This window comes from Petroclostridium sp. X23 (assembly GCF_030013905.1).
Classification (GTDB): Bacteria; Bacillota; Clostridia; order SK-Y3; family SK-Y3; genus X23.
Window position 1 is genome coordinate 2,056,988 of the sequence record NZ_CP124862.1, and the last position, 23,735, is coordinate 2,080,722.

General features: G+C 35.5%; 20 protein-coding genes. 5 read left to right on the forward strand and 15 right to left on the reverse strand.

From position 1 onward, the window contains the following. Window positions 1-364 precede the first annotated feature (364 nt). Window positions 365-766 carry a hypothetical protein gene (locus tag QKW49_RS09830; RefSeq protein ID WP_282867370.1) on the forward strand — a complete coding sequence of 134 codons (402 nt, stop codon included), beginning with the start codon at window positions 365-367 and terminating at the stop codon, window positions 764-766. 101 nt (window positions 767-867) lie between these two features. Here the strand turns inward: QKW49_RS09830 and QKW49_RS09835 are convergent, their stop codons facing one another. After that, window positions 868-2,763: a TnsD family transposase gene (locus tag QKW49_RS09835; protein ID WP_282867371.1), complete on the reverse strand. Its 1,896-nt coding sequence runs from the start codon at window positions 2,761-2,763 to the stop codon at window positions 868-870. 400 nt (window positions 2,764-3,163) lie between these two features. On the opposite strand from QKW49_RS09835, the gene QKW49_RS09840 reads away from it, so the two are divergent. Genes QKW49_RS09840 through QKW49_RS09850 form a run of 3 tightly spaced genes read left to right on the forward strand, consistent with a single transcriptional unit; the run spans window position 3,164 to window position 7,872 of the window. Further along, complete coding sequence (locus QKW49_RS09840) at window positions 3,164-4,006, forward strand: TnsA endonuclease N-terminal domain-containing protein (protein ID WP_282867372.1); 843 nt, start codon at window positions 3,164-3,166, stop codon at window positions 4,004-4,006. A 6-nt stretch (window positions 4,007-4,012) separates the two neighbouring features. Next, window positions 4,013-6,163, forward strand: coding sequence for a Mu transposase C-terminal domain-containing protein (locus tag QKW49_RS09845; protein WP_282867373.1), 2,151 nt, complete (start codon window positions 4,013-4,015; stop codon window positions 6,161-6,163). Continuing rightward, on the forward strand, window positions 6,160-7,872 hold the full coding sequence (locus QKW49_RS09850; RefSeq protein ID WP_282867374.1) for an ATP-binding protein: 1,713 nt from the start codon (window positions 6,160-6,162) through the stop codon (window positions 7,870-7,872). Before QKW49_RS09845 ends, QKW49_RS09850 begins: the two co-directional genes overlap by 4 nt. Window positions 7,873-7,958: 86 nt before the next feature. On the opposite strand, the gene QKW49_RS09855 is transcribed toward QKW49_RS09850, so the two are convergent. From QKW49_RS09855 to QKW49_RS09895, 9 genes are all read right to left on the reverse strand, one after another. Further along, entirely contained in the window at window positions 7,959-8,891 is a 933-nt protein-coding gene (locus QKW49_RS09855) for a TnsD family Tn7-like transposition protein (protein WP_282867375.1), read from the reverse strand. Between the two features lie 116 nt (window positions 8,892-9,007). Further along, window positions 9,008-10,639, reverse strand: a complete 1,632-nt coding sequence (locus QKW49_RS09860) for an IS66 family transposase (RefSeq protein WP_282864256.1) — start codon at window positions 10,637-10,639, stop codon at window positions 9,008-9,010. A 273-nt stretch (window positions 10,640-10,912) separates the two neighbouring features. Continuing rightward, on the reverse strand, window positions 10,913-11,275 hold the full coding sequence (tnpB, locus tag QKW49_RS09865; RefSeq protein WP_282864257.1) for an IS66 family insertion sequence element accessory protein TnpB: 363 nt from the start codon (window positions 11,273-11,275) through the stop codon (window positions 10,913-10,915). Then, window positions 11,265-11,651, reverse strand: coding sequence for an IS66 family insertion sequence element accessory protein TnpB (locus tag QKW49_RS09870; RefSeq protein WP_282864258.1), 387 nt, complete (start codon window positions 11,649-11,651; stop codon window positions 11,265-11,267). The genes tnpB and QKW49_RS09870 overlap by 11 nt, the downstream gene beginning before the upstream one ends. A 461-nt stretch (window positions 11,652-12,112) precedes the next feature. Further along, window positions 12,113-12,877 (reverse strand): type I-B CRISPR-associated protein Cas5b, encoded by a 765-nt coding sequence (cas5b, locus tag QKW49_RS09875; RefSeq protein WP_282867376.1) that lies wholly within the window; start codon window positions 12,875-12,877, stop codon window positions 12,113-12,115. After that, window positions 12,858-13,823 (reverse strand): type I CRISPR-associated protein Cas7, encoded by a 966-nt coding sequence (locus tag QKW49_RS09880; RefSeq protein ID WP_349239103.1) that lies wholly within the window; start codon window positions 13,821-13,823, stop codon window positions 12,858-12,860. The genes cas5b and QKW49_RS09880 overlap by 20 nt, the downstream gene beginning before the upstream one ends. Continuing rightward, window positions 13,807-15,555: a hypothetical protein gene (locus QKW49_RS09885; RefSeq protein ID WP_282867377.1), complete on the reverse strand. Its 1,749-nt coding sequence runs from the start codon at window positions 15,553-15,555 to the stop codon at window positions 13,807-13,809. The genes QKW49_RS09880 and QKW49_RS09885 overlap by 17 nt, the downstream gene beginning before the upstream one ends. 21 nt (window positions 15,556-15,576) lie before the next feature. Next, window positions 15,577-16,272, reverse strand: coding sequence for a CRISPR-associated endoribonuclease Cas6 (locus tag QKW49_RS09890; protein ID WP_282867378.1), 696 nt, complete (start codon window positions 16,270-16,272; stop codon window positions 15,577-15,579). Window positions 16,273-16,646: 374 nt separating this feature from the next. After that, window positions 16,647-18,956 (reverse strand): vitamin B12-dependent ribonucleotide reductase, encoded by a 2,310-nt coding sequence (locus QKW49_RS09895; RefSeq protein WP_282867379.1) that lies wholly within the window; start codon window positions 18,954-18,956, stop codon window positions 16,647-16,649. Between the two features lie 526 nt (window positions 18,957-19,482). On the opposite strand from QKW49_RS09895, the gene QKW49_RS09900 reads away from it, so the two are divergent. Next, a complete protein-coding gene (locus QKW49_RS09900) occupies window positions 19,483-19,770 on the forward strand; it encodes a hypothetical protein (RefSeq protein WP_282867380.1) in 288 nt (95 codons plus the stop codon). 26 nt (window positions 19,771-19,796) lie between these two features. Here the strand turns inward: QKW49_RS09900 and QKW49_RS09905 are convergent, their stop codons facing one another. From QKW49_RS09905 to QKW49_RS09925, 5 genes are all read right to left on the reverse strand, one after another. Next, window positions 19,797-20,024 (reverse strand): hypothetical protein, encoded by a 228-nt coding sequence (locus QKW49_RS09905; protein ID WP_282867381.1) that lies wholly within the window; start codon window positions 20,022-20,024, stop codon window positions 19,797-19,799. A 217-nt stretch (window positions 20,025-20,241) separates the two neighbouring features. After that, window positions 20,242-21,285, reverse strand: coding sequence for an iron ABC transporter permease (locus QKW49_RS09910; protein ID WP_282867382.1), 1,044 nt, complete (start codon window positions 21,283-21,285; stop codon window positions 20,242-20,244). A 14-nt stretch (window positions 21,286-21,299) separates the two neighbouring features. Next, on the reverse strand, window positions 21,300-22,334 hold the full coding sequence (locus tag QKW49_RS09915) for an ABC transporter substrate-binding protein (protein ID WP_282867383.1): 1,035 nt from the start codon (window positions 22,332-22,334) through the stop codon (window positions 21,300-21,302). A 5-nt stretch (window positions 22,335-22,339) separates the two neighbouring features. After that, complete coding sequence (locus QKW49_RS09920; protein ID WP_282867384.1) at window positions 22,340-22,936, reverse strand: class I SAM-dependent methyltransferase; 597 nt, start codon at window positions 22,934-22,936, stop codon at window positions 22,340-22,342. Between the two features lie 17 nt (window positions 22,937-22,953). After that, window positions 22,954-23,730: an ABC transporter ATP-binding protein gene (locus QKW49_RS09925; protein ID WP_282867385.1), complete on the reverse strand. Its 777-nt coding sequence runs from the start codon at window positions 23,728-23,730 to the stop codon at window positions 22,954-22,956. Window positions 23,731-23,735: the final 5 nt, after the last annotated feature.

The window sequence follows — 23,735 nt, forward strand, 5'->3', positions numbered from 1 at the left end:
AACTTCACCTAATAGGCATAATTACACCGTACTCATATCCTCGTAACAGTCATGCTAAGAGTCTTCTTTATTCTAATTAAGCATTCCTTCTATTTTTTGCCACAACAAATTATTATTCTACAAAACTATTGCTATTCCCTGCCACTTAAGTTAACTTTTCATCGCAAATTTCGACAATATTTTTATATAAGATTTTACTCCACTCTCAAAGTAACCCGTTTAAAAGTCTAAAATCAATCATTAAATATATTACATTTTAAAAAACTCTTTCAAATGGAAAATATTTGATTAACTCTTATAAATACTGTAAATAATATCAAAATAAAATCAGTTCTCATGAGACTTTGATGCAAGGAGAATATTTATGTATTTTTCAAAAGAATTAATTGATAATATATCTCAGGCTTATAATCAAATAATTGAACACTTTGATGTTCTAAAAGAAGAATTGCGCTGTTCCGACTTGTTAATTCAAGACCTTTTGCACGCAATTGAAAACGATACCTTCAACGTTGTAAAAGGCTATCACTATGCTAAAAAGATCCAGAAAATCCAACAGGCTCGAAGATTGATTAAAAATGAATATGAAATTTTTCAATCAATCTATCCAATTATCGCAAAAAATCAAAAAGATCTTAAAAAAATAACAGAAAAGATTGAAAAAAGAATCGAAGATCAAAAAAATAGAACATATACTCCTAGAATTACCGACTTCAAGACAGATACAAATATTAAGCCATTAATGGTCAATGGAAAAATATCATAACACATTGGTAATGTTATAAAATCTTGAATCTATAAAAAGGTTTATTGTAATCCACTAGGGAATAATTTTATCCTTTATCTATCATTACTTGTATTAAATCTTTATTCATTTACGGTTATATTATTAATGGTACTTTCGACCTCTACCGGCAGGGGTCCTGATAATCCTGCTACTTGTTTCACCTTCCAAGGTTTAAGAGTTTGATTATCATCTTTAACTTTCCCAGCGGCCCATTGAACTTTTCTTATTTGATAATCTATTCGGCTTTCACATACTGCATCCAGCAATTCTTTAGCATTTGGCAATTTATCTAAGTGATTTCTTAACAGATATAACATACCTAATGCTTTACCAACGGTATCCTTATTAATTCTTTTTGGTTTGTCCTGGGATAACAACATATCACTAACAAGATCAGAAATCTTTTCTGCTATATAAATATCCCTTTTCCGCCAGTCTACGTTGGATACTATATTTATACTTTTTTGTACAGAAGGGGAATGATCGTCAAGCCATTGCCTATCATGGTAATGAAGCCAATTATATGTATGTGAATCAATAGTCTTTAGTTTAGATTTTGACATATCTTGATTATCTTTTATTAAATCAGTCCATCTCTTTCTATAATCTTCACGAAGTTTTCCATTTCTTTGCGTAAATTTCTCTGTCTTCTGCTGAGGCATTATCAATTTTTCTTTTGTTGTTTGATTCATTCTATCTGTCTTCAGACCTAACCTGCATACATATTTTCTTACCGTTTGCAAATCAACATCTAATCGCCTAGAAACTTCCCTTAATGATAGCTGTTGCTCAATGAGCTCCTTTAGCTTATTTTCCCATAATTGTCCATATTCTTTGATCGTTGTATACCGATATTGATCTGACTCACATTGATCCGGCCCCTTCCGATAATAACTAAACCCACATGAACATCGAAATGTCGCTGTAGGTTTTCTATCTCTACTCCAAGCATATGTTACATCAGTAATTATACGCTGCTTAAAATGACTTGCAGCTGCGTTCAAACATGGATAAGGGCCCGTTCCAAAATACTGATATCCATGTCTATTATTAAAAAATTTCTCTACTGATCCGTAAAGAAACCTGATGAATAAAAGATGTTTTATCGGATGAGCGTTATCTCCCTTTTCTCTCGCCATCATTGCCACCCAGTTATGGTTATTTTGAGCATTTGGCATCAAACCTATCTCTTGGAGAAAAGCCGAAGAGTAAAATTCCATAAATTCCGCTAATAATCTCTTTTGATCTATCTGACCTTTAGGGGTAACAAGCCCTCTATCCATTAGGGTTTCTCTATAACAAGAACGAATCCAATCTGGCCCTCTATTAACTGTACTATTATTTAATATCCATTCAATATCTATAGCCAGCAAATATAGCTTCCGTTCAATTTCACATGAAAACTTTAGTTTCTCGTTAATCGGTATACAATTCTTTTTATGTGCAGCGTGATAATAATTAGGATTCATATCGTAAACCGGCACTGTACTATCATAAGTCAGAATACCATGTTTGGGACATATATAAACTCCGGGTATCTGATGAACACGATGCCAATAGTGTTCTCCATAATTTTCCAAATCTTCTTCAATACATTTAGGACAAAAGCGTAACTTCTTAAATAATTTCATTGCACTTGAATTAACACCTGCTTTAAGATGAGCCATTTGACTGCAATCACTCTTCATAATCTTTTTAATAGATTGAGCTCTATCAGCAACCCAAAATGCTGCATAAAATGGATATAGTGTATGATTTCGGATAAAATCTTCAAGACAACAATCCCATGCGAGTGATATATTGTTGCATAATGCATCCAAATGACATGGGAAATCGACAATAGCAGTAACTTTTGAAGAATTAAAAAGATCTCGTATTGTAGCTGTGATACTTAGATTTCCTGACATAACGTGATACCGTGCTATAACACTATATAGAAGTTCATCTTTATAGGGTGTTGGGAAAGTACCGATCAATTTTATTCCTCCATTATATATTTATTCATATGGGATTTTTACCCATATCAATGTATTACATACCTGACAAAACATCCAGCTTAAAAATTTTAGTTACTATGTATCATTCCTTGTAGTATTTTATCAGCATAGATACTTCTTATGTTTCCTTCTTTTCTGGACTAACTTTATGAATCCTATGAAAATACATTCAATAAAGTGATTGGATTGGATATGAAATGAAAAAATTATGTATAGGTATAAGAATGCAATACATGTATTGTGTAATTCTTTATAAATGATGTATAAGATAAAAAAATTTAGGATATACTTATTAATTTGCTTATTTTTTGAATAATTGATTAAGATAAAGGAAATGATTAACATCAAAATATAAGATTAGATTGATGAGGTGTTCTATATGGCTAGATATCGACATATCACAAGTACTGAATCCATTCAAAAAAGAATTAAAGAAGGACGCTGCCTCAAAGATGGCAAGGAGTATATTCCATGGATCAAGGTGCCGGAAATTCCTTCAAGAGGAACTTCTTTGCGCACTTATAATATTCAAACACAAAGACAACATCACATGCTTTCAAGACTGGAGTCTTTTTACTATATGACTTTAGAATGGTACGAAGATGTTATAAAGGATATCAAGGAACAATATGCAATTTTAAATATGGATGAAACTATTCAAATTGCTCATGAAATTGGTGTTAAACATCCAGCGGCTCCAAAAACAAAAGTTATCGTACCTATTACCACCGATTTTTTGATTGAAATTCAGGTAGATGATAAAACCAAAACTATCGCAAGAACAGTAAAATATGAGAAAGATTTACTTAAGAAAAGAACCCGTGAAAAACTTGAAATAGAACGTATTTATTATGAAAGGCATGGAATAGATTGGGGGATCATCACCGAAAAAAATATTGATAAGGTATTTATAGGGAATATTATTTGGGTTCGCAAAGCAAAAAGTTTAGATGGTGTCCCTGAATTAGATATTGATAAGATAATCCACATCGAAGAATCTATGCGACGAGCAATACTTCAGAACAACAAAGAGATTGCTAAAATTGCCTCAACAATTAGCGATGAATACGGTATGTCTTCCGGCACCGGTATGTTTATTGTTAGATTTCTTATTGCAAATAAAATATGGCAAGTAGATATGCATCAACCTATCACTCCTATAACTCAATTAAACTTACTAAAGCTAGACATTAACAAGCTCTATAAAATGAAAACGAGGTGATTATTCATGCAAGACATATTAGCAATAAATAGCGTTATCCAATGGGACCCTATTGATGGAAATACCGATATGAAATTAGAACGAGTTCTATGGGTTAATCCTGTAGACAAACTTGTGATCGTTATTGAAATTAATAATCCAAAGGCTTTACCAAAAGAACGTAGCTTTGTGGAGATTGAAACACTGGTACAAGAATGTACCATAAGAATAATTAATTTTCACTATAAAGATAAACTTATCACGAATGACGATTTACTACCGGAAAAATACAAACAAATACGGGATAAAAACTGGAAAATTATCAAAGATTGTGTAATACGTGTGCCTGACATCTATTATGAAAAAACAAGAGGAAAACTTATAAAACAGGCTTTTGAAAAATATCAAACATCAAAAAAATATATTTATCTATATTTAAGAAAGTATTGGCAAGGTGGCTTATCAAAAAATTGCTTATTGCCTGACTATGAACATTGCGGCAATAAAGGAAAGGAAAAACCAACTGAAGGAACGAAAAGAGGACGCGAAAGAAAAAGGGATGATAATAAGAAAACGGGAATCAATATAACATTAAAGGATAGAATGGAATTTAAAAAAGCAATAGAAAATTTCTATAAATCTACAGAGAAACGGCCTTTACTACATGTCTATGAAAAAATGATATTTAGTCAATATATACTTGGCTACAAGCTTTGCGACGGAGTTGAGGTACCAATATTAAAACCCTTTGATAGTTTACCTACTTTTGAACAATTTGTGTACTGGGTAAAAAAGGATACCGATATTCAAGCAATAATTGCTGCTCGTGAAGGAGAAAAAGGTTATGCTCTCCGCCATCGTGAGGTCCTCGGCGACTCGACAGTGCAAGCGTTTGGACCCGGCAGCCGATTTCAAATCGACTCTACAATCGCATCAGTATATATGGTTAATAGTCTGGATCGGACAAAAGTTATAAAAAGAGCAGTTATATATGTCCTTATTGATGTTTTTAGTAGACTAATAGCAGGCTTATACATAGGCTTAGAAGGTCCTAGCTGGGTAGGAGCCATGATGGCATTGGAGAATGCCGCACGGAACAAAGTTGAATATTGTAAAGAATATGGAATCAATATTCAACAAAAAGATTGGCCGTGCGAGTATTTGCCGGAGCTAATTACAGCGGATAGATTTGAGTTTCTAAGTGATAACGCAAATAATCTAATTGATACACTTGGCGTCGATGTTGAAATATTACCACCCTATAGAGCAGACTGGAAAGGAATTGTTGAATGTGTTTTCAGAAGGCTTGATCTTGGAGTTCTTCTATGGTTACCCGGTGCAGTAAAAAAGAAATATAGAGAACGTGGCGAGAAAGATTATCGTCTAGGTGCTGCACTAACACTAAAGGAATTAACTACTGTTGTTATACGATGTGTTTTATTCTACAACAACGTACATCGCATGAAATGGTATAAGAAGAATGAGTTCCTAATTTCAGACCGCATAAAACCGATTCCATTAGAGTTATGGAACTGGGGAATGAAAAATCGGACAGGAAAATTGAAGAAATACCATGAAGATATTATAAAGCTTAATCTCTTACCAAGTAATTCTGCAACTGTTACCTTTAGGGGAATCAAGCTTGGAAAATATTTTTATACTTGTGAAACAGCAAAAAGAGACCACTGGTTTCAAAAAGCTAGATCTAATAACTCTTGGAAAATTCCTATATCATATGACCCTAGAAATATGAAATATGCATACATTAGACTTGATAATGGAAGGGACTACGAAAAATGTTATCTTCTTGAATCATCTTATATGTATAAAAATGCTTATCTGGAAGAAGTAGATGAGTACGTTAATAATGAAAAGAAAAATGCATACTTTGATGAATATACAGAACTTCAAAAAAAGGCAGAACTTGATGCATTAAATACCGATACTATCAATACCGGTATATCTAACACCGAAGCAGCAAAGCAAGAAAAAAGCATTTCTGGTAGAAAGACAATAAAAGGTATCAGAGAAGCAACAGCTGATGAGAGGCAAAGACTTGCAAAAGAAGAAGCTTTTGAGCTTCCTGATACTAGTAATATCTTATCTGACGATTTGGAGAATGAAGATGACTATCTTGCTCCAAAAAGCTATATTCGCTACGAGGAGGAAAACCCATGAGAGCACATGATGAAAATACCAGCTTTAATAATACTCTTATTGGCGACACTGTTGATGCTGAATATAAAAAACAACTTTTGATACACTATTCAAACAATCCCATGATAGAGGCTCTACCTCCAATATTATCTCCTGAAGAAGCTATATCTAAAATAAGATATCAACCTTTCTTTGATGTTAAGGAAAAAGAGCTTCCATCCTATCTCCGACTACACTGTGTAGAACGTATTAGGGATTTTGTTGAGCCACTCAATAAACATATTGAAATTGAACAAGCAATTTCTAGAATTATACGTCATGGCTATATAGCAAAGCACCGAAATCCGTTAACAAAAGAATATACTAAGTTATTAAATATTAGTTCAGAGGCTGTCAGAAGAAAAGATATAAATTATGTCTTAGACCTCTGCCCAAATAGATCTACCTCTACAGGGTTCACCTTAATTGGTCTAAGCGGAATGGGAAAAACAACAGCAATAGAAAAAGTACTTCTTCAATACCCTCAAATTATCACGCATTCCAATTATAAAGATCGACAGTTATTCAAAAAGCAAATTGTATGGATCAAGCTCGATTGTCCTCATGATGGAAGCACAAAGGGCTTATGTTTAGATTTTTTCCAAACGGTAGATTCCTTAATTCAAACTGATTACTGTCGTAAGTATGGGTCAGGTAGAGCAGCTAATGCAATGCTTCCTGCAATGAGTCATGTTTCTATTCTTCATTCAATGGGTATTCTTGTAATAGATGAAATTCAAAATCTAAGCTTACTAAGAACTGGTGGAGCAAACGAACTACTAAACTTCTTTGTCAATCTAGTAAACAAGATTGGAATGCCGGTTGTGTTGATAGGGACTCCGGAAGCAACTGGTACAATTAGTGAAGTTTTTAAGAACGGTCGCAGAGGAACAGGCGAAATCATACCGATATGGGCACGAATGGAAAAAGATAATGAATGGGATACATTTGTTAGAGAACTTTGGAGATATCAGTGGAATAGGATTGAAACCTCTCTCACTCCAGAATTTAGTGATATTTTATATGAAGAAAGTCAAGGAATACCGGATGTTGCTGTTAAACTATTCATTTTAGCGCAATGGCGTGTTATTACGACCGGAGAAGAAAAAATGAGCCGTAAGGCAATAACTTCAGTTGCCAGAGACAGTTTGACATTAATTAGTCCTGCACTAAATTTACTTCGTTCCGGTAATAATAAATTATCTAAGTATCCCGATTTATATATTCCCGACATCTACCTAGAAAGCTACAAAAACAAATGTATAAAGAGAAGTTCAAACTCACTAAACGATAGCAAAGAATCCAAAAAAGATGAAAAAGTAGATACGAAAGAAAAAAAAGTTTCTTCTATCGTTGCTCAAATTTCTTTATGGCTCGTTCAATCCGGAACAGAACGAAAAAAAAGCGAGAAAGTTGCAAAGAACGTTGTTGAGAAACTAGGATGTGATACAAATATCAGTATTTTATTACGAGAAGCTTTTACATTAGCAGGTTCAGAAACGCAAACTATTCCATCAGACAATAGCAAAAATACTCCAAAAGCTATTGAAACTACTGAAAAACAGAATTATTCCGAGGGATTAGTTGGTATTCCTATCGATGTCACCGAATCTCCTCAAGAAATCGGAAAGTATTTAGAAGATAAAGATATTATTAAAAATCCTTTAGAATTTGATAAGCTAAGTATATAATGATTAACAAGTAACTCTATAATGCGGTTGATGTTAAAGCCAATAATACCCTTTACAAACTCAACCGCATAAACTGAGCTATGATTTTATAGACTGAGATCTTCAAAAAATGCTTTTGCACTTCCAAATAGCAGTCTAATAAACAGTAAGTGTCTAATGGGACTTGATTGTTTTTTTATAAATGGAATATCTTGGACCCATGAGTTGTAGTCTTTGTCACTATCATAGAAACCTATGTCATTCAAAAATTCTTTAGAAAAGAAATTTATGTACACATCATATAATCGCTTATAATCCATAAACTCAAATATCTTATAAAATCCTAATTCTGCCAAGCGCTCTATATATCTTTTTCGTATTATTTCAATACTCTCATCTCTTAATTTATTAGTCATAATGTATTCAATATCGACGGAAAAATTTCTCTTTTCTTCCTGTAATGATTTACTAACTTTCTCAGGAACATGTGAATCACAATCAATATTCAGTATATTAATTATTTTACCGCTTTTATTGCTTTTCTCATATCTACTTAAAACATTATTGTGTATTAAACAGAAATCGTTTCCCGGCACCTGATGTAATCTGTTTAGATACCCTTCTTCCCTTTCTTTCAAAAATTTTTTCATACATTTATTACAAAACTTTATGACTCCTTTATCATTTTCTGGTATAGCAAGTAAATCTGCAATTCCGCAAATTTTAGGTATACCTGACAGTAGACTGGACATCAATCTAATTTTTTGCTGTTTAGAAATGAAGGGTTTAATCAGAGGAAAAATTGTATTATTATTGATAATATCAATTGCGTTCATACAGTTCTTCCCCATGCTTTGATTCATTACATCTGTAAATACACTGATATTACTTGGGAAAAATAGTCCTCTACCACTATGCTTTTTATCAAACAGTTCCTTAGCTGTCCCTTGATAATTTTTTTGACCGGTTAAGTTATGATATCTTACACAAATACTATAAAAAATCTCATTAGGATATATTTCTAAAAAATGGCCTAGCATTGTTTCTCCTTCTCGAGTACCATGTAGAATTAAATACAGTATGTCCTGGTTAAACGTAAACGCTCCATTCTCGGTACCTTGACAAATGTTAGACCATTATTCATAGCCATTTGATTTTATTGTTCTGACTTTTTGATGTTTTTCGGAAGCTTATCTGACCATGGAAGCAGATCATTCAAAAATGATTTATCTGTATCTTCCATATGTTTTGGAATCTCTGTTAACAGATATTCAAAATATTCATAAGGCTTTAAGTTATTCGCCTTTGCAGTTTCAGCAATACTATAGATGATAGCAGAACTGGTTGCTCCTCTTATCGTATCGATAACTTGCCAATTCTTTTTTCCTATACAGAAGCCACGAATGGCTCGTTCACTTGCATTGTTATCCATTGGAACATCACCATCAGTTAAAAATACTTTAAGATAGCGTTCCTGATTTATTAAGTAATTGAATCCTTCGCGAAGTTTTCCTTTTCCCGGGACTTCACATTCATGCTGTTTGATGTACACAAATAGAGCATCCACCATGGGCTTAATTATAACCTGGCGTTGCTTAAGTCGTTCCTCAGAAGTAAGGTCCTTTAACTTGCCTTCTTCACGATATATGGCCTGGATCTGTTTCATGAGCAGATATGCCATGGATTCTTTCCTTGCAGGCTCCGAAATCACTTTCTGTGCTTCATCAAGACGCCGTCTTGCGTGAACCCAGCACCCAGCAATCGTCAGATCCTCAAGTTGTTTTTCTACAGTGTGGTAGACCTGATATCCATCTGTTACGCAGATACCAGAATAATCCTTTAGGAATGTCCTTGGATGTGATGCATTCCTCGTTTTCTGGTATTCATACAACACGATCTGCCTGGCTCTATACATGAAACCTGAACGGTATACCCACATGTAGCTCTTACTTCCTGCCGGTCGACCGTCACGATTAACGAGAACCGGAGTTTCATCTGCCTGGATGACATGATAATCATAGAGTAGCTTGTGAAGATGATCATACATGATTCCAAGGTATTCTTCTCCAAGACGGATCATCCAGTTCGCCATATTCTGACGGGTAATTGCCAGTCCATAACGTTCAAACTCTTTTTCCAAACGATAAAGAGGAACTGCATTCACATACTTGCCATTCATGATAGCTGCCCCAAGTGAAGGAGATACCGGACTACCATGAAGCAGTCCCTTCGGATACGCTGCTTTTACCATATGCTCATCTGATTTGCTTGCATAGACTCCAATATGGTGCTCATCGACTTCTACCTTTGCAGGGACAAACTTATACCGTTTGGTAATCACATCCGGAAGCTGTTTCCAGCCTTTTTCACCGAATTCAGCAGTCAATTCTTCCTCTGTCATGTAATGATTGATTCTGTTCGTTGGAAGACCTGCTAAATCTTTTTCTTTCTTTCCGGACTGCTTTGTCTTCTTTGAGGGGCTTTGTTCTAGCTCCTCAGGTTCCGGCACATCCAGATCACAGACTGCCTCTGCTTCGTTAAAGAATACGATGGTCCCATCGACTTCCATAAAGCGGATCTGAGCAACATCCTCCATCTTCTCGGTGGATCTGCCAAAACGATGGTTGGTAGCAAGAACTAGCTGTTCCATCATGAGCTGCATCTTCTCATTAAGAGCGTGCGTCTCCTGAGTAAGCGCATCCATTTGTTCTTGCAGACCAAGAAACATCGAGACAAGGAGCGACTTGTCCATTGTATTCAATTGTTCTTCTGTATATTTAAATGCCATAATCAAGAACTCCTTTTATTGGACTTAATTATAGCAGATACAGCGTAATTACGCTAATCTGTGTTCGTTAGCCTTCCGTCATTTTGACGGTGGATAACCTTTCTAAAAGGTCAAAAATCTTTGACATCTTAGAATGGTTATCCACACAAACCGATAATTCTTATATAATTGGCCTTAACAATTCACGGTCAGAATTGCAGTGTGTGGATAATAGAAAAGTATTTTCAGATTTCAGCTTTTCAAGAATTTTAAATTCTACGAAATGCACAAAAACTACATAGCCTTTGGTGGATCCTTTAATTCTGTAATCGGACGTTTTGCAACAATCTCTAGCCCTTGCATTAACATTCGGTACTGTTCCTCTGATATTTCAATCGCCTCATCTGCAGATCTTGGCCAACTAAAGGCACCTGTATTAAGTCTCTTATACAGCAGCAAAAAGCCATCACCTTCCCATAAGACCGCTTTGATACGGTCACACCGTCTTCCACAGAATAAGAATAACGTGTTTGTGTCATAAGGATCGAGATGAAATTGAAAGCGAATGATGGCGGCTAATCCCTCAATACCCCTGCGGAGATCGGTATACCCTGTTGCCAGATAAATTTTCTTGAATCCGTTTCCATCATTTAACATGAGCGATAGCTCCGATAAGAGTACTAATAAACTCAGTTGATGCAGTAGAAAGTAATTCAATCGATATATCATTTGTTCCATGTAGTATTGCAACAGTGTCAGATGCCAGCGTTTTTTCGCTTGGGCATGAATGTACAGGTTTTGAGTTTGTTGGTACAGGCAATTCCACAAAGTGCGACTCATTATTCTGAGCATGGGCTAAACACGCCTCGCGCACACGTCGTAGCCTAAAATAGTATGCTGCTTTTGTTATACCATTCTGTTCGCACCAGGTATCAACTTTCATTCCAGCCGGTCGAGCCTGACAATCTTTAATTTGCTCCGACCATTTTTGTATACGAATCTGCTCTGCCACTAAACTTGTTTGAGTCTTCATATGTTCTCCTTCCCTAGAGTCAAAAAAGTTTAGTACTAAACTTTTTTGACTGAATAGTTCATGAGAGCATTATCTCAAATATAATACTTAAAGAAAAGGTACTTACTATGAAGCGTTTACGGTTAAACAATTAGGGAGCAGGTTAGCTTTGTTTATTGCCCTAATTTAAATACATTATATGTCCTGGTTAAACAGGTAATGATACCAATGCTACACCTGCCACTACTCATTTAAATACATTATATGTCCTGGTTAAACTAAGAGAGTTAGCAATACTCTTTACTTAGTCCTATAGAGAAATAGTGTAACCCTATATTTGTGAAACTTTTTTCCAACCAAAGTGCTCTAAGTCCAAGTATTTATTGCATAGCTTTACACCATGGTATTTTCAAGTATCCACCTTCTTCTATTTGATAGCAAGCTGGAAAAACTGATTAATAATATTCTATTTGGCAAAATATTTAATAAAAAGCTATTGAACAATTCTTATAAGTATATACACTGTATAATTTTTGAAGATAGCAGACTTCTACGTTTGTATATATAAATTCCTGATATTCATAAGCATTATCCTCTTTTCTCAACCGTAATGGCAAATATTCTCGAAACACATATGGTATACCTCCGTCATGCGTTTTCCCATCTTGATGTTTTATGTCATAATTAAATCTTGGAAACATTGAATAAATAAATTTTGCATCATGTACTTCGTCGAGCTCGACAATACTGCATTCTTTTATTATTGCTAAATGATTCTTTTTCCCAAGATAAGGAATATACTTACATTGCATGCACATGATATTTTTTACTAATATATCAAAAACGATTCTATCTATTGATCCATCATCTAAAATAAATATTTTCCACGCAGGCTTTTCAAGCCATTGCTCTCGTATAACTAAAGTCCCTCCGTTCTCTTTACTTGCAAACCCTGTAGTATTACAAAAAACATGATTACTTTTTTGAAATACTCCATTGGTACATAAAGGAATTATCGAAACTTTTAAATCCTTGAGCTGCTGGTAGAATTCCGGATAGACATCATTTCTATTGCCCATTCTATACTTATACTGCTTATTATAACCTCCTAGCCCTATAATCGTCCCTAACAATCCGAGCAATGCAATTTTGTGAATATGGTTATATGTAAAATTTATATATGAATTAACATCCGGTTTCCTAAAAAAAGCAGTTCTCCCGCTCAATTCAAACATAAGTGCTTTCACGATATTCTTCCTTTGTAAATATGTTATATTTTTTTGCTTGAATAGATTCTTTAATCTCTGTTGTATAAGGATTATAGTAAATTTCTACTTGCTCTATAGCACTTCTTATTTTATTTTGGTTTAAAAACGAAAGATTTGTTATATCAATACAGCACTTTTCTTCTCCTTTACTAAAAAGCACGAATTGCGCTAACTCAGGTAAGTAAGCATCTTCTCCGCATTTACATTCCACAAACAACGCAAATTCGTTTTCGCATCCTACCTTACTAACTGAATTATATACGGTAGCCGATATGCGTGATGCAGTCTTGAATTTTTCATATGCGTCCGTTGTATATCCTTCAAAACCTTCAATTAATCCTATATAATCTTCGTAATTTCCAGGGTTAACTACAAATGAATAGAAGTAATGCGCTTCATCCGTTAAAACTGTTGTTCCAAGTGTAGTAGCCTCCGCTTCATCAGACTTAGAATTTCTAAAAGGACACATAATATCTCCCACAATTATTTGACTATTTTTATATTTATTGATTCCTTGCATTATTTGTACTGACCCTGTTATAGAAATGTTCTGACCGGCCTCAGCGAAAGTCACTCCAAAATTCATTATATCAACTGTAGAAAATAAGTTTTTCAACACTGTTGTTGTTGACTGCCTCCGAGCATCCTCATTGAATAGCTCTGTATACCTTTCAGAAAGACTCTTAGGGTGCAGTTTCTTTATTGAATTATTATCTTTCTCTTCAGTTTGTTTAAATGTCCTAATGGAAAAAACTTTATCTCCTTGATTTCTCCATAACTGTCTCATTGGGTATTTCACTGCTTTATCGCTTCCATATATTTCTCCATTTCCAAGTGTCTTCGGTCGGCCAGTAAAATCTGCATTCCAATTGGACATACTACTCTTTATGCCAATGATACCATATACTCTATTCCGCATCTTCATATACTATCGCTTCTTTCATCTTGTAATCTTTATATATTAAGTTTTTTGATAAAAAGCCGGCTAAGAATATATCTTCCATATGACTCAACTCTTCAGAAGCACTATATCCCATAATCATACTAAATGCCTGCTTAAATCTTTTATCTTTACTTGATATTGCATATTTATAACGATTTAAAATAGATACTAGTTCTCTATTAAGATTATTAATATTTTTTAAATTCATAAACTGCTCCAGCATACGGTAGTCACTTTTGTCCGATTTGCTTTTAGATGAAATAAAGTAGAGGAGCTGACCGCATAAAAAAAAGTATTCTTCATCCGAGCTGCATTTTGCAAAGTCTTTAGTACTAATTTTATCACTTATGCTGTTATACAATTTTTCTATATTATCACCCATTGAATCTCTATCTCCTAAGCCAATGTATTGACTAATCGTTATCATAAGATTATAAATCTGTTTTGCAGCAAACCGGTCATAGTCCAATATTTTTTGCTTTATAATCTCTTTACTAATAAATTTAAAAATAGATTGTATTAGATAGGGATTATTTTTTCTAAAAAAGCTATAAAAGGCATCCTTTGATAGTAGCAACAGTTCAAGTACTTTTTTGTTAATATTCCCCGTTTTAATATCGGAAAAATACGCCTTTCTCAGATTACCTTCAAAATATTCATTATCAATTTCTTTTTCTAAATCTTTTAAGGTATTAAGGTTGTATGTCACCGTTTGGTTATCATCTTGTATAATATTTAAATAATCTTTTACTTTCAAATTAATAGTTTGCTTAAAATTTGGAAAATACTCATAATCGGTAATAATAACTTCATCATTCTTAACCATTGTATTCAAATAATAATAGCTGCCGTTACTTATATCAGCAAATTTTAAGAGTGGCATACTAAAATCAAAATCCATTGGGATATATCCCACTCTATTTTTCTGAAATTTCAGCCAATCGAAAAATTTCTTATGGATTATTGCGTCATCAAACCGGATTTTATAAGGTGCTTTACATTTCATTGTTTTTAATTCAAGGTACGGCTTTTTAGAATTCATTGATATATTGTTATTAGAAACACCATAAATATCACCATCAATTTTTATATTATATTTGTTAGTATTGAATACTCTTGGAATAAGATAACGATTATACTCCTGCTTGTATTTTTCCATATCTACATAAAAAAACAATTTAATATAACCTTCAAAGCTCTTCTCTATTGATTGAAGATCATTTATAATATTATCGAGATTTTTTAGTAGATATTCTCTAAATCTATTTAAGATGATAGTATCAACATCAACCGGTATTTGACTTAATAGCTCATCTACTAATTTCCCTTTAACACCCTGCTTATTACTTTCTAAGATATTAAAGTAGTTATCGACGATCTCTTTAATTTCTAGTCGTGTTAATGCCTTTTTCTTAACTGTCCCGAAAACTGTATCTTTCTTAATAAATAGCGAAAAATAATTATTACTATGAATCTTTTTATTTTTGTCTACAGCTTTCTGCGTACTTATTAAACTACTATAATAGTCGGCCCGCTTAAACCAATCCAATAATTCCGAGGGTTCTGCCATTGAATCAATGATTAATCGTTCCTGAGAATAATCTTGATTAATTCTAATGTATATACCTCTTTTAAATCTGTATACATTTAGAATAATACTATCCCCATGGTTTTTATAGGCGTTTTCAAAAATGCAAATAAGATCATATAGCAAAAATCATAACCCCTCTCCGATTTATGCGTATATTGGAAGGCAAAAGCCCATCCCATTACTCGAGTTTTTTTCCAGGATTCCTGCTGCTAGCGCAATAAAAGCTAATTTTTGAGATACCGCATCGTTATTAATAATTAAGTGAAATTTATTTCCTATCAGGGTCATATCCTTATACTTTAAAGCTATAGGCGTATGATTATCAAATTCTATATACTTAATGAAATTATTATTTATAATGAGATCTTCTCCATAATAGCTTTTATATTTCTTTAAAAGATTCAATTGTATTTGCTCAATCAATTTTAATACATCATGTCGTTGTCTCCAATAGTTTCCATCTATCGTTGCTATGGCCGGCGTTATTGTACGTAGACCAATAATGTGTCGTTGGTGAATATCTCTTTGCTGAACCGAAAGGATCTTTATGCAATCATCAGTAACCACTGGAAGTATCTTCTCAATCTTAGCAAGAAATTCTTTACTTAAACTTCGTATCCTAAAAACATATGTTTTACCAGCTTTATATATTTTTCCTGATTCAATCGGATATAAAGAATTATAGACATAGAATTTATAACAATTTACTTTATGCCAGTCTTTTAAATCCTCATCATATAGCAATGCCTTATTTATAAATTGCCCAATCTTTCTGTTTGTCTCATCATATGGTAAATCTTTTACTAAATATACTGTATTAATTAATTCATAATATTTCATACTACATCTCACCCTTCTTCCTTCTCTTTATATACAACTAATTTAGTATAATTATCAATTAAATTTAAATTTTTCTAATTTTTTTACTTATTATGATTGAGTAAAATACTTTTTATTCATGGAAATATTACCCAAACAAAAAGCAAAAAATAAAGGCTCTGAAGGATAAACTCATTCAAAGCCTAAATTTAATATTCTGAGATTATATAATCATTAACACACAAAGATTTTTGTGATGAATATATTTTATAAACATAAAACTACATATGTTAATCAGTTTCCAACTCTATTTTTTATTTTGTCTCTTTTAGTTTCCAACTTTATTCTTGAGTTTCCAACTCTATTCTTTGAATCCAACACAATATGTTCAGTTCTTACCCACATTTGGAATATCCGCAATTCCTGCAAATCACGCATCCGCCCTCATGCTCCACTATCTTTCCACAGTCAGGACAATATTTACCAACGGCAACGGACTGATGTTCAGGGTTACTGCAGGAATCACTCACAGTGCATACCGCATCGCCGGACACACTGCCTGTCTTTTTCTTTTCTTCTGTGGTCAGTTGTACTTCCTTATTGGCATTGCCGTTTTGCAGCTTGACGACTTTTTCGATCACCCTTGCGATCGCATCGGGGCATGATGTTACTTTCAATTCACGCTGTCTAATGGTAGACGGGCATCGTATCCCTTTTAACTGTTCTACGATCGCTTTGACTTCCATCCCCGACCTTAGCGCTATGGATACCAATCTACTGGTTGCTTCGGACTGCGACGGACATCCTCCCGCTCTGCCGGTATTGGTAAACACTTCGCAAATCCCTTGCTGGTCATAGTTTACTGTGATATATAGGTTACCGCATCCGATTCCTACCTTTTCAGTAAAGCCGGTAGTAATCTCCGGTCTAGGTCTAGGCATGATATGATATTCACCATCCTGCTTTTCTTCCTGCTCATTGTCCTCTTTCCCTTTTACCTTACCGATATTAAGCACCTGAAGGTCACGGCTCCCGTCACGATAGATGGTAACCCCTTTACATCCAGTCTTATATGCCAGTTCGAATACTTGCGCCACTTCTTCCCGGGTCGCCTCATTTTTAAAATTAACCGTTTTTGATACGGCATTATCGGTATATTTCTGGAATGCTGCCTGCATCTTAATATGCCATTCCGGGGAGATCTCGTGAGCAGTAACAAATACTTCCTTTACCCGCTGGGGAATTTGGATAAATCCCTCAATATGCCCCGCTTGGGCAATCTCTTTCATAAGCTCTTCCGAGTAGAAACCTTCATCAACAGCTACTTGATTAAAGATGGGGTTTACCTCTACCAATTCATCGTTATCCATTACGTTTCTGATATATGATAATGCAAATACAGGCTCAACACCACTGGATACCCCCGCGATAATGCTAAGTGTTCCGGTTGGCGCAATGGTAGTCACCGTCGCATTTCTTACCTTAACCCCTAAAGCCTTATAAATACTTTTTTCAAATAGTGGGAATGTTCCTCTCTGTTCTGCTAGATGCATACTTGCAGTTCTACCTTCTTCACTGATAAAATGCATGATTTTTTCCGCAAGCTGTACACCGCTAGAAGAATTATACGGTATACCCAGCTTGAACAGTAAATCAGCAAATCCCATAACCCCTAGTCCGATTTTTCTTGTGGACTTGGTTACCTCATCAATCTTTTGTAGAGGGTATTGATTTACATTTATCACATTATCAAGAAAATGGACTGCCTTTTGAACCGTACCCGCTAATTTTTCATAATCTATCTCTACTTTACCTTCATTCATTTTTACCATCAATGCAAGATTGATTGATCCTAGATTGCAGGATTCATAAGGCAGCAGCGGCTGTTCCCCACAGGGATTAGTACTTTCAATCTCGCCTACTTCAGGCACCACATTATCCTTATTTAGGCGGTCTAAGAAAATAATACCCGGTTCACCGTTCTGCCATGCGGAGTCTACTATTTTCTTAAACACTTCCCGCGCATTCAGCTTACCTGCCGGTTTTTTTGAATGTGGATCAATTAGATCATAAGCGCTGTCACTTTCTACAGCCTGCATGAATTTTTCTGTTATCCCAACACTTATATTAAAATTATTGATTTCCGTATTTTCCTGCTTACAGGTGATAAATTCTATAATATCCGGATGGTCTACTCTTAGAATGCCCATATTGGCTCCTCTGCGGGTGCCTCCTTGCTTAACCGCTTCGGTTGCCGCATTGAACACCTTCATAAAGCTTATAGGACCACTGGCTACACCACCTGTAGAGTTAACCGTAGAACCCTTAGGCCTTAAACGGGAAAAACTGAACCCCGTGCCACCACCGCTCTTATGTATCATTGCAGCCTGCTTAATGGCTTCAAATATTCCTTCCATACTGTCCTCTATAGGAAGCACAAAACATGCGCTAAGCTGCCCCAATGGCCTTCCGGCATTCATCAACGTAGGGGAGTTCGGAAGAAATTCCAGATTAGACATCATCTCATAAAACTCTTGCTCAGTTTTTTTCACATCGGCGTTCTCATCATAAAATTTATCTGCCTGCGCTATAGCGCTCGCTACTCTTCTAAACATTTTATCCGGTGTCTCTAATAACTTGCCATTCTCATCCTTAGCTAAATACCTTTTCTCCAATACCTTGACAGCATTTTCAGTTAGACCCACTTCCATCACTCCTGTTGCTATATTTTGTATGTGTTTTAATTCAGTTACGCTATATATTGTATCACACATGAAATAACTGTCAATATAATTAGAAATATTTTCTATAGGTATTTGGGCCTAGATGAGTTTCGGTTCACAGTTCACAGTTCACGGTTCACAGAAACCTTTATTGAAAAATGATTCTTTTCATCCATGTATAAATCTGTTATACTACATATAAACTTTATAAATCTATACGAATAACATAAGTTCTTATACTAGAGCAAAATATATAGATAACGAACTTTAGGCTTGTAATTTACCAAATTGTATATCACGCTAATAGTTAAGATTCTGTACAGGTGGACAGGATCGTCCACTCCTACGATAATACGACAGATATACTGAAACAAGAATTAATATATTGGTTAATAATAACTTTAAAGTTTTTTATCTATATTTGCAGATACCGCTTCTATATCTGTGAACTGTGAACTGTAAACTATTAAACCGTGACCTGTGAACTAATTTACTAAAGGATGATAAGATGTTTAGATTATGGGGAAAGATTATTAAAAACAACAGGATGACCAATCAATATATTGCACAATATGCAAAAAATGATATCTCTCAAAGTGAAATGTTGGAGGTATGCTTGGAAGAAATATGCCGCGAATTTGATATTCAAAAGCCTCTGTGGTTCCATGTGCATACAAAAGACTTTGCTATTTATGGCAGAGCCTCCTTTAATCAAGACGCATTTATTGAAGAAATAGATTTTGACACCTTTGAAATTGAATTAGTAAGAGAAGAAAAGAAGAAGAAACAGCGATGATCTTTTTGCCGCTGTTTCTTTTGATATTAACCGACTCTTTTTCCCGGGAAATGAAAAAACGGTTTTTCCGGATCATCCTGCCTCAATAAGTATTGGTAGATTTTATTATCCAAATCAATATTCATTTCATTAATTCCCTGCAAGCCAAACATAATATTAAATTCAAAGATGTAGCAGTAATCGTCCATCATCGCAATATCAAACCCTGCATGATTAATGCCGAGCTCGGTGGCTATCTGAAACACCAAGTCCATGGCTTTTCAGGTTTTACATATACGGTATTAGGAATACTCTTTCCCCGAAAGGGATTAATGCAAACGTTTTGCATCCCTTGGCCTCAGCCCCCAAAATCTTCTTCTATTTAATGTTTATACATGCAGAATTAGAATAAACGAATTTATCACATCCGTCAATAGGATTATACCAGAAAAGCACGATAAAACCACGAACCTATTTATTTCCAATATCCTTTCACAAGGGAAAGCTGGATCTTTTTTTATAAAGGAGGAAAAAGAAAAATGGTGCTCCTAAAGTAGCAGTAATAATTCCAACCGGTATTTCCATAGGTTGAAAAAGCGTTCGGGCCAAAGTATCACTTAAAACAAGCAGAAGCCCTCCTGTAACAGCCGACATTAAAGTAAGATAGCGATAATCATTGCCTACCAACATTCTAGCAATATGGGGAGATACGATGCCTATAAACCCGATTGTTCCTGCCACACTCACCGCACTGCCTGCCAATACGGAGGCAGTTATAATAATCAACAGTCTGTAAATCTCAATAGATAGTCCTAAATTCTTTCCTACTTCTTCTCCAAGAAGAAAAAGATTAATCTTGGGACTCATATAAACAGCAAACAAAATCCCTGCCAAGCTGTAAGGCCAGATTAAATGAAAATATGGCCAGCCGCGGCCGATTAAACTTCCGGCCATCCAGGTATAAGTAATTCCAAGTTCATCGGTATGCAGGATCATAATTGCAGAAGTAAAAGCTGATAACAGTGCTCCCAACGCTACTCCAGCTAAGATAATCGTTACACTGCTGCTACTCCCATCCCGCCTGGACAATCCATAAATAATAAGTCCTGCTAGTAAAGCTCCGAAAAAAGCAGACGGTGGAAGAAGCTTGATATTTCCCGGCAACAGGCACATCACTGTTACAGCAGCCAAACCTGCGCCGGAATTTGACCCTATGATATTCGGCGAAGCTAAAGGATTACGCAGCAGCCCCTGGAGTAAAGCACCGGAAATTGCCATATTTACTCCCACCAATAGACCTGTCATTGTTCGCGGAAATCTGACGTTCCAGATAATATTCCGAGTCAGTTGATCTTCGCATTTTCCTGAAAAAACTTCCATAACATCCCACAAAGAAAACTGTAAAGTCCCACTAAAGATACTCATCAAAACTGCCAAGAATAACATAGAAACGAAGAGCGAAACCCAAAACCAGCGTTTTTTTTGCCTGTACCGATGGTGTAATAATTTCGGCAATACAACATTTTTTGTTAACATATTATCCTTCCTGCCTATTTGTTCTCAGGAACAATCAGTTTTGCCACAACATCCAAAGCATCTAAAACATTAATTTTACCTGGCGACACCTTAATCGGAACAATATAAATTTGATCGTTTTTTACGGCAGATAATCCTTTCCACATCGGATCATCTTTATACATTGCAAGTAATTTTTCGGCACTCATATTGCCTGCACTCTGTTGATTCCCTTTATTTTCCTGACCGTTACCTTTCCCGCTGCCTTGACCGGTTGTGCTGCGAAAGCCGGGCTGCAAGATCAGAATAGCATCAGGATCCTTTTGTATAATTGTTTCCATATCAAAAATCACAAATCCGGCTTTAGAAGTTTTAGCCACTTCTTCCGGTACAATATTTTCAATACCCAGACAAGTCATCAATCTTCCCCAGAAACAAAATGTTTGGGCAGCCATGATGTTTTGGCTTCCTCCTTGAATGAATAAAGCTGTTTTAATCGGTGAATCAGCTATCTTCGTCCGGAGCTGCTCAGCTTTTTCTTCAACTTTTTGCATATAAGCGGCCGCTTCAGATTGGCATTCCAAAACTTCGGCAATCAAGTCTATCCTTCCCAACAACTGATCTTCGGCTTTACTGGAATCTATGTAAACAACAGCCGCTCCGGTCCCTTCGAGATTATCAAGAATTTGAGCATGATTGCGGGCATGCGCTATAATCAAATCAGGAGCCAGCTTGGTGATCATCTCAATATTCGGCGAATTTTCATTAGAAATACTCGGTAAATCCTGCGCTTCTGGCCGCGGAATCTCATATTCAATGACTTTTCCTACGGGCACTACGCCCAAATCAAAAAGCGTCTCCATCATACTTGAATTTAAGGCTAATACCCTCTTGGGATGAGCAGGAACCTGTACTTTCCTATTAAGATCATCCGTAATTGCTCTCACCTGTGTTTGAGTACTCTCTTCTCCATTGCTTGCAGTTGAGCTTTGACTGTTGCCGCAACCTGCCTGCAAAACAATCAAGTATACTGCCAATAATACAGCTAACAATCCTCGTGTTTTCTTCATATATCTTACTCCTTCCTAATTTCAATCCAATGGCAAGGTTCGCCTTCGACGTCGGAAATAAGAAAATAACTTTTAATCCCTGTCTTAAACAATAGCTCTTCTAGTTTTTTACCCCTTAAAAAACCTTTTTCACCTTTTGCCTCCAGCCTTTGGCGGCCTTCTCCCTGAAGACGCCGACGCATTGTCGGCGGGGTATATCGGCCTAAACCACCACCTACAAAAGCAGCACCTCCTGCCTTGAGAACTCTGTATATTTCCTGCAGCCCCTTGACCTGATCATGCCAAAACCAAAGCGACCCCCTGCTGATTACCAGCTCGGCGAAATTATCTTCAAACGGTAATGCTGTAACATCGGCACCAACAAAATGGACTTCATTATTCAATTCATACTCCAGCACGTTATTTTTAGCCTTATTTAATGCCTCAGGATCAATATCTATAAAATACATTTCCAACTCTGTAATCTTTGCCAGCTCGATACCCAAAAATCCATGACCGGTTCCGATATCGAGGCATTTTCCGCTGGAAATTTGATAATCATCTAGAATTTGCTGGGCAATCAAAGGATAAATAGGCATCAAGTGCCCAAATGGATTTGCCATTCATTACTTCCTCCCTTTCAAGAAATTTTGGCAGGCAAGACAACGGAACATTCATCTTTGCCAATACTGCAGACAGTTGCGGCAACATCGTAGACATCATGTAAAAGATGGGAGGTAATAATATCCCGCGGTTTACCATAAGCCCGCACATTCCCCTCTTTCAAAACAACAAAATTGTCGGCAACCGTCATTGCTTGGTTAATATCATGCAAAACCAGAATAAAAGTCTTCTGATACTGCCTACGGACTTGCTTAATAATATCCAGTAAAAGCCATTGATATTTTAAATCCAAAAAAGTGATTGGCTCGTCTAGCAATACAATCTCAGTATTTTGGGCAAGAATCATTGCAATCCAGGCTCTTTGCCGTTCCCCACCGGAAATTTTACTTAACGGCCGATCCCTGATTGCCTGCAAATTCATATATTCAATCACTTCTTCTACTATTTTTTTATCTTCTTCCCCCAAAAACCACCCAAACTTAAGATAAGGGCTTCTCCCCATAGCAACCAAGTCGTATATAGTGGTATGTTGAATAGTCTCCAAATTTTGCGGCAATAGAGCAATATGACAGGAAATCCACTTCCGGGTTTTTAATCTAATATCTTCTCCCTTAAATAAAACCTGACCGTTATTTGGTTGCAAAAAACCGTTCAAGCAACGCAACAGCGTTGACTTTCCCGATCCATTAGGGCCAATGAGTGCTATGATTTCTCCTTGTTGGACTAACATATTTACATTTTTTAAAATACTTTGATTTTTATAAGAAAAATTCAAGTTTTTAATTTGCAGCATTTCAA

Bases quoted from the DNA above. Each gene is read 5' to 3' on its own strand.
- QKW49_RS09830 (WP_282867370.1), top strand. From the start codon at position 365: ATGTATTTTTCAAAAGAATTAATTGATAATATATCTCAGGCTTATAAT.
- QKW49_RS09840 (WP_282867372.1), top strand. From the start codon at position 3,164: ATGGCTAGATATCGACATATCACAAGTACTGAATCCATTCAAAAAAGA.
- QKW49_RS09845 (WP_282867373.1), top strand. From the start codon at position 4,013: ATGCAAGACATATTAGCAATAAATAGCGTTATCCAATGGGACCCTATT.
- QKW49_RS09850 (WP_282867374.1), top strand. From the start codon at position 6,160: ATGAGAGCACATGATGAAAATACCAGCTTTAATAATACTCTTATTGGC.
- QKW49_RS09855 (WP_282867375.1), bottom strand. From the start codon at position 8,891: ATGCTAGGCCATTTTTTAGAAATATATCCTAATGAGATTTTTTATAGT.
- QKW49_RS09860 (WP_282864256.1), bottom strand. From the start codon at position 10,639: ATGGCATTTAAATATACAGAAGAACAATTGAATACAATGGACAAGTCG.
- tnpB (WP_282864257.1), bottom strand. From the start codon at position 11,275: ATGTTAAATGATGGAAACGGATTCAAGAAAATTTATCTGGCAACAGGG.
- QKW49_RS09870 (WP_282864258.1), bottom strand. From the start codon at position 11,651: ATGAAGACTCAAACAAGTTTAGTGGCAGAGCAGATTCGTATACAAAAA.
- QKW49_RS09880 (WP_349239103.1), bottom strand. From the start codon at position 13,823: ATGAAGATGCGGAATAGAGTATATGGTATCATTGGCATAAAGAGTAGT.
- QKW49_RS09890 (WP_282867378.1), bottom strand. From the start codon at position 16,272: ATGAAATATTATGAATTAATTAATACAGTATATTTAGTAAAAGATTTA.
- QKW49_RS09900 (WP_282867380.1), top strand. From the start codon at position 19,483: ATGTTTAGATTATGGGGAAAGATTATTAAAAACAACAGGATGACCAAT.
- QKW49_RS09905 (WP_282867381.1), bottom strand. From the start codon at position 20,024: ATGGACTTGGTGTTTCAGATAGCCACCGAGCTCGGCATTAATCATGCA.
- QKW49_RS09910 (WP_282867382.1), bottom strand. From the start codon at position 21,285: ATGTTAACAAAAAATGTTGTATTGCCGAAATTATTACACCATCGGTAC.
- QKW49_RS09915 (WP_282867383.1), bottom strand. From the start codon at position 22,334: ATGAAGAAAACACGAGGATTGTTAGCTGTATTATTGGCAGTATACTTG.
- QKW49_RS09920 (WP_282867384.1), bottom strand. From the start codon at position 22,936: ATGGCAAATCCATTTGGGCACTTGATGCCTATTTATCCTTTGATTGCC.
- QKW49_RS09925 (WP_282867385.1), bottom strand. From the start codon at position 23,730: ATGCTGCAAATTAAAAACTTGAATTTTTCTTATAAAAATCAAAGTATT.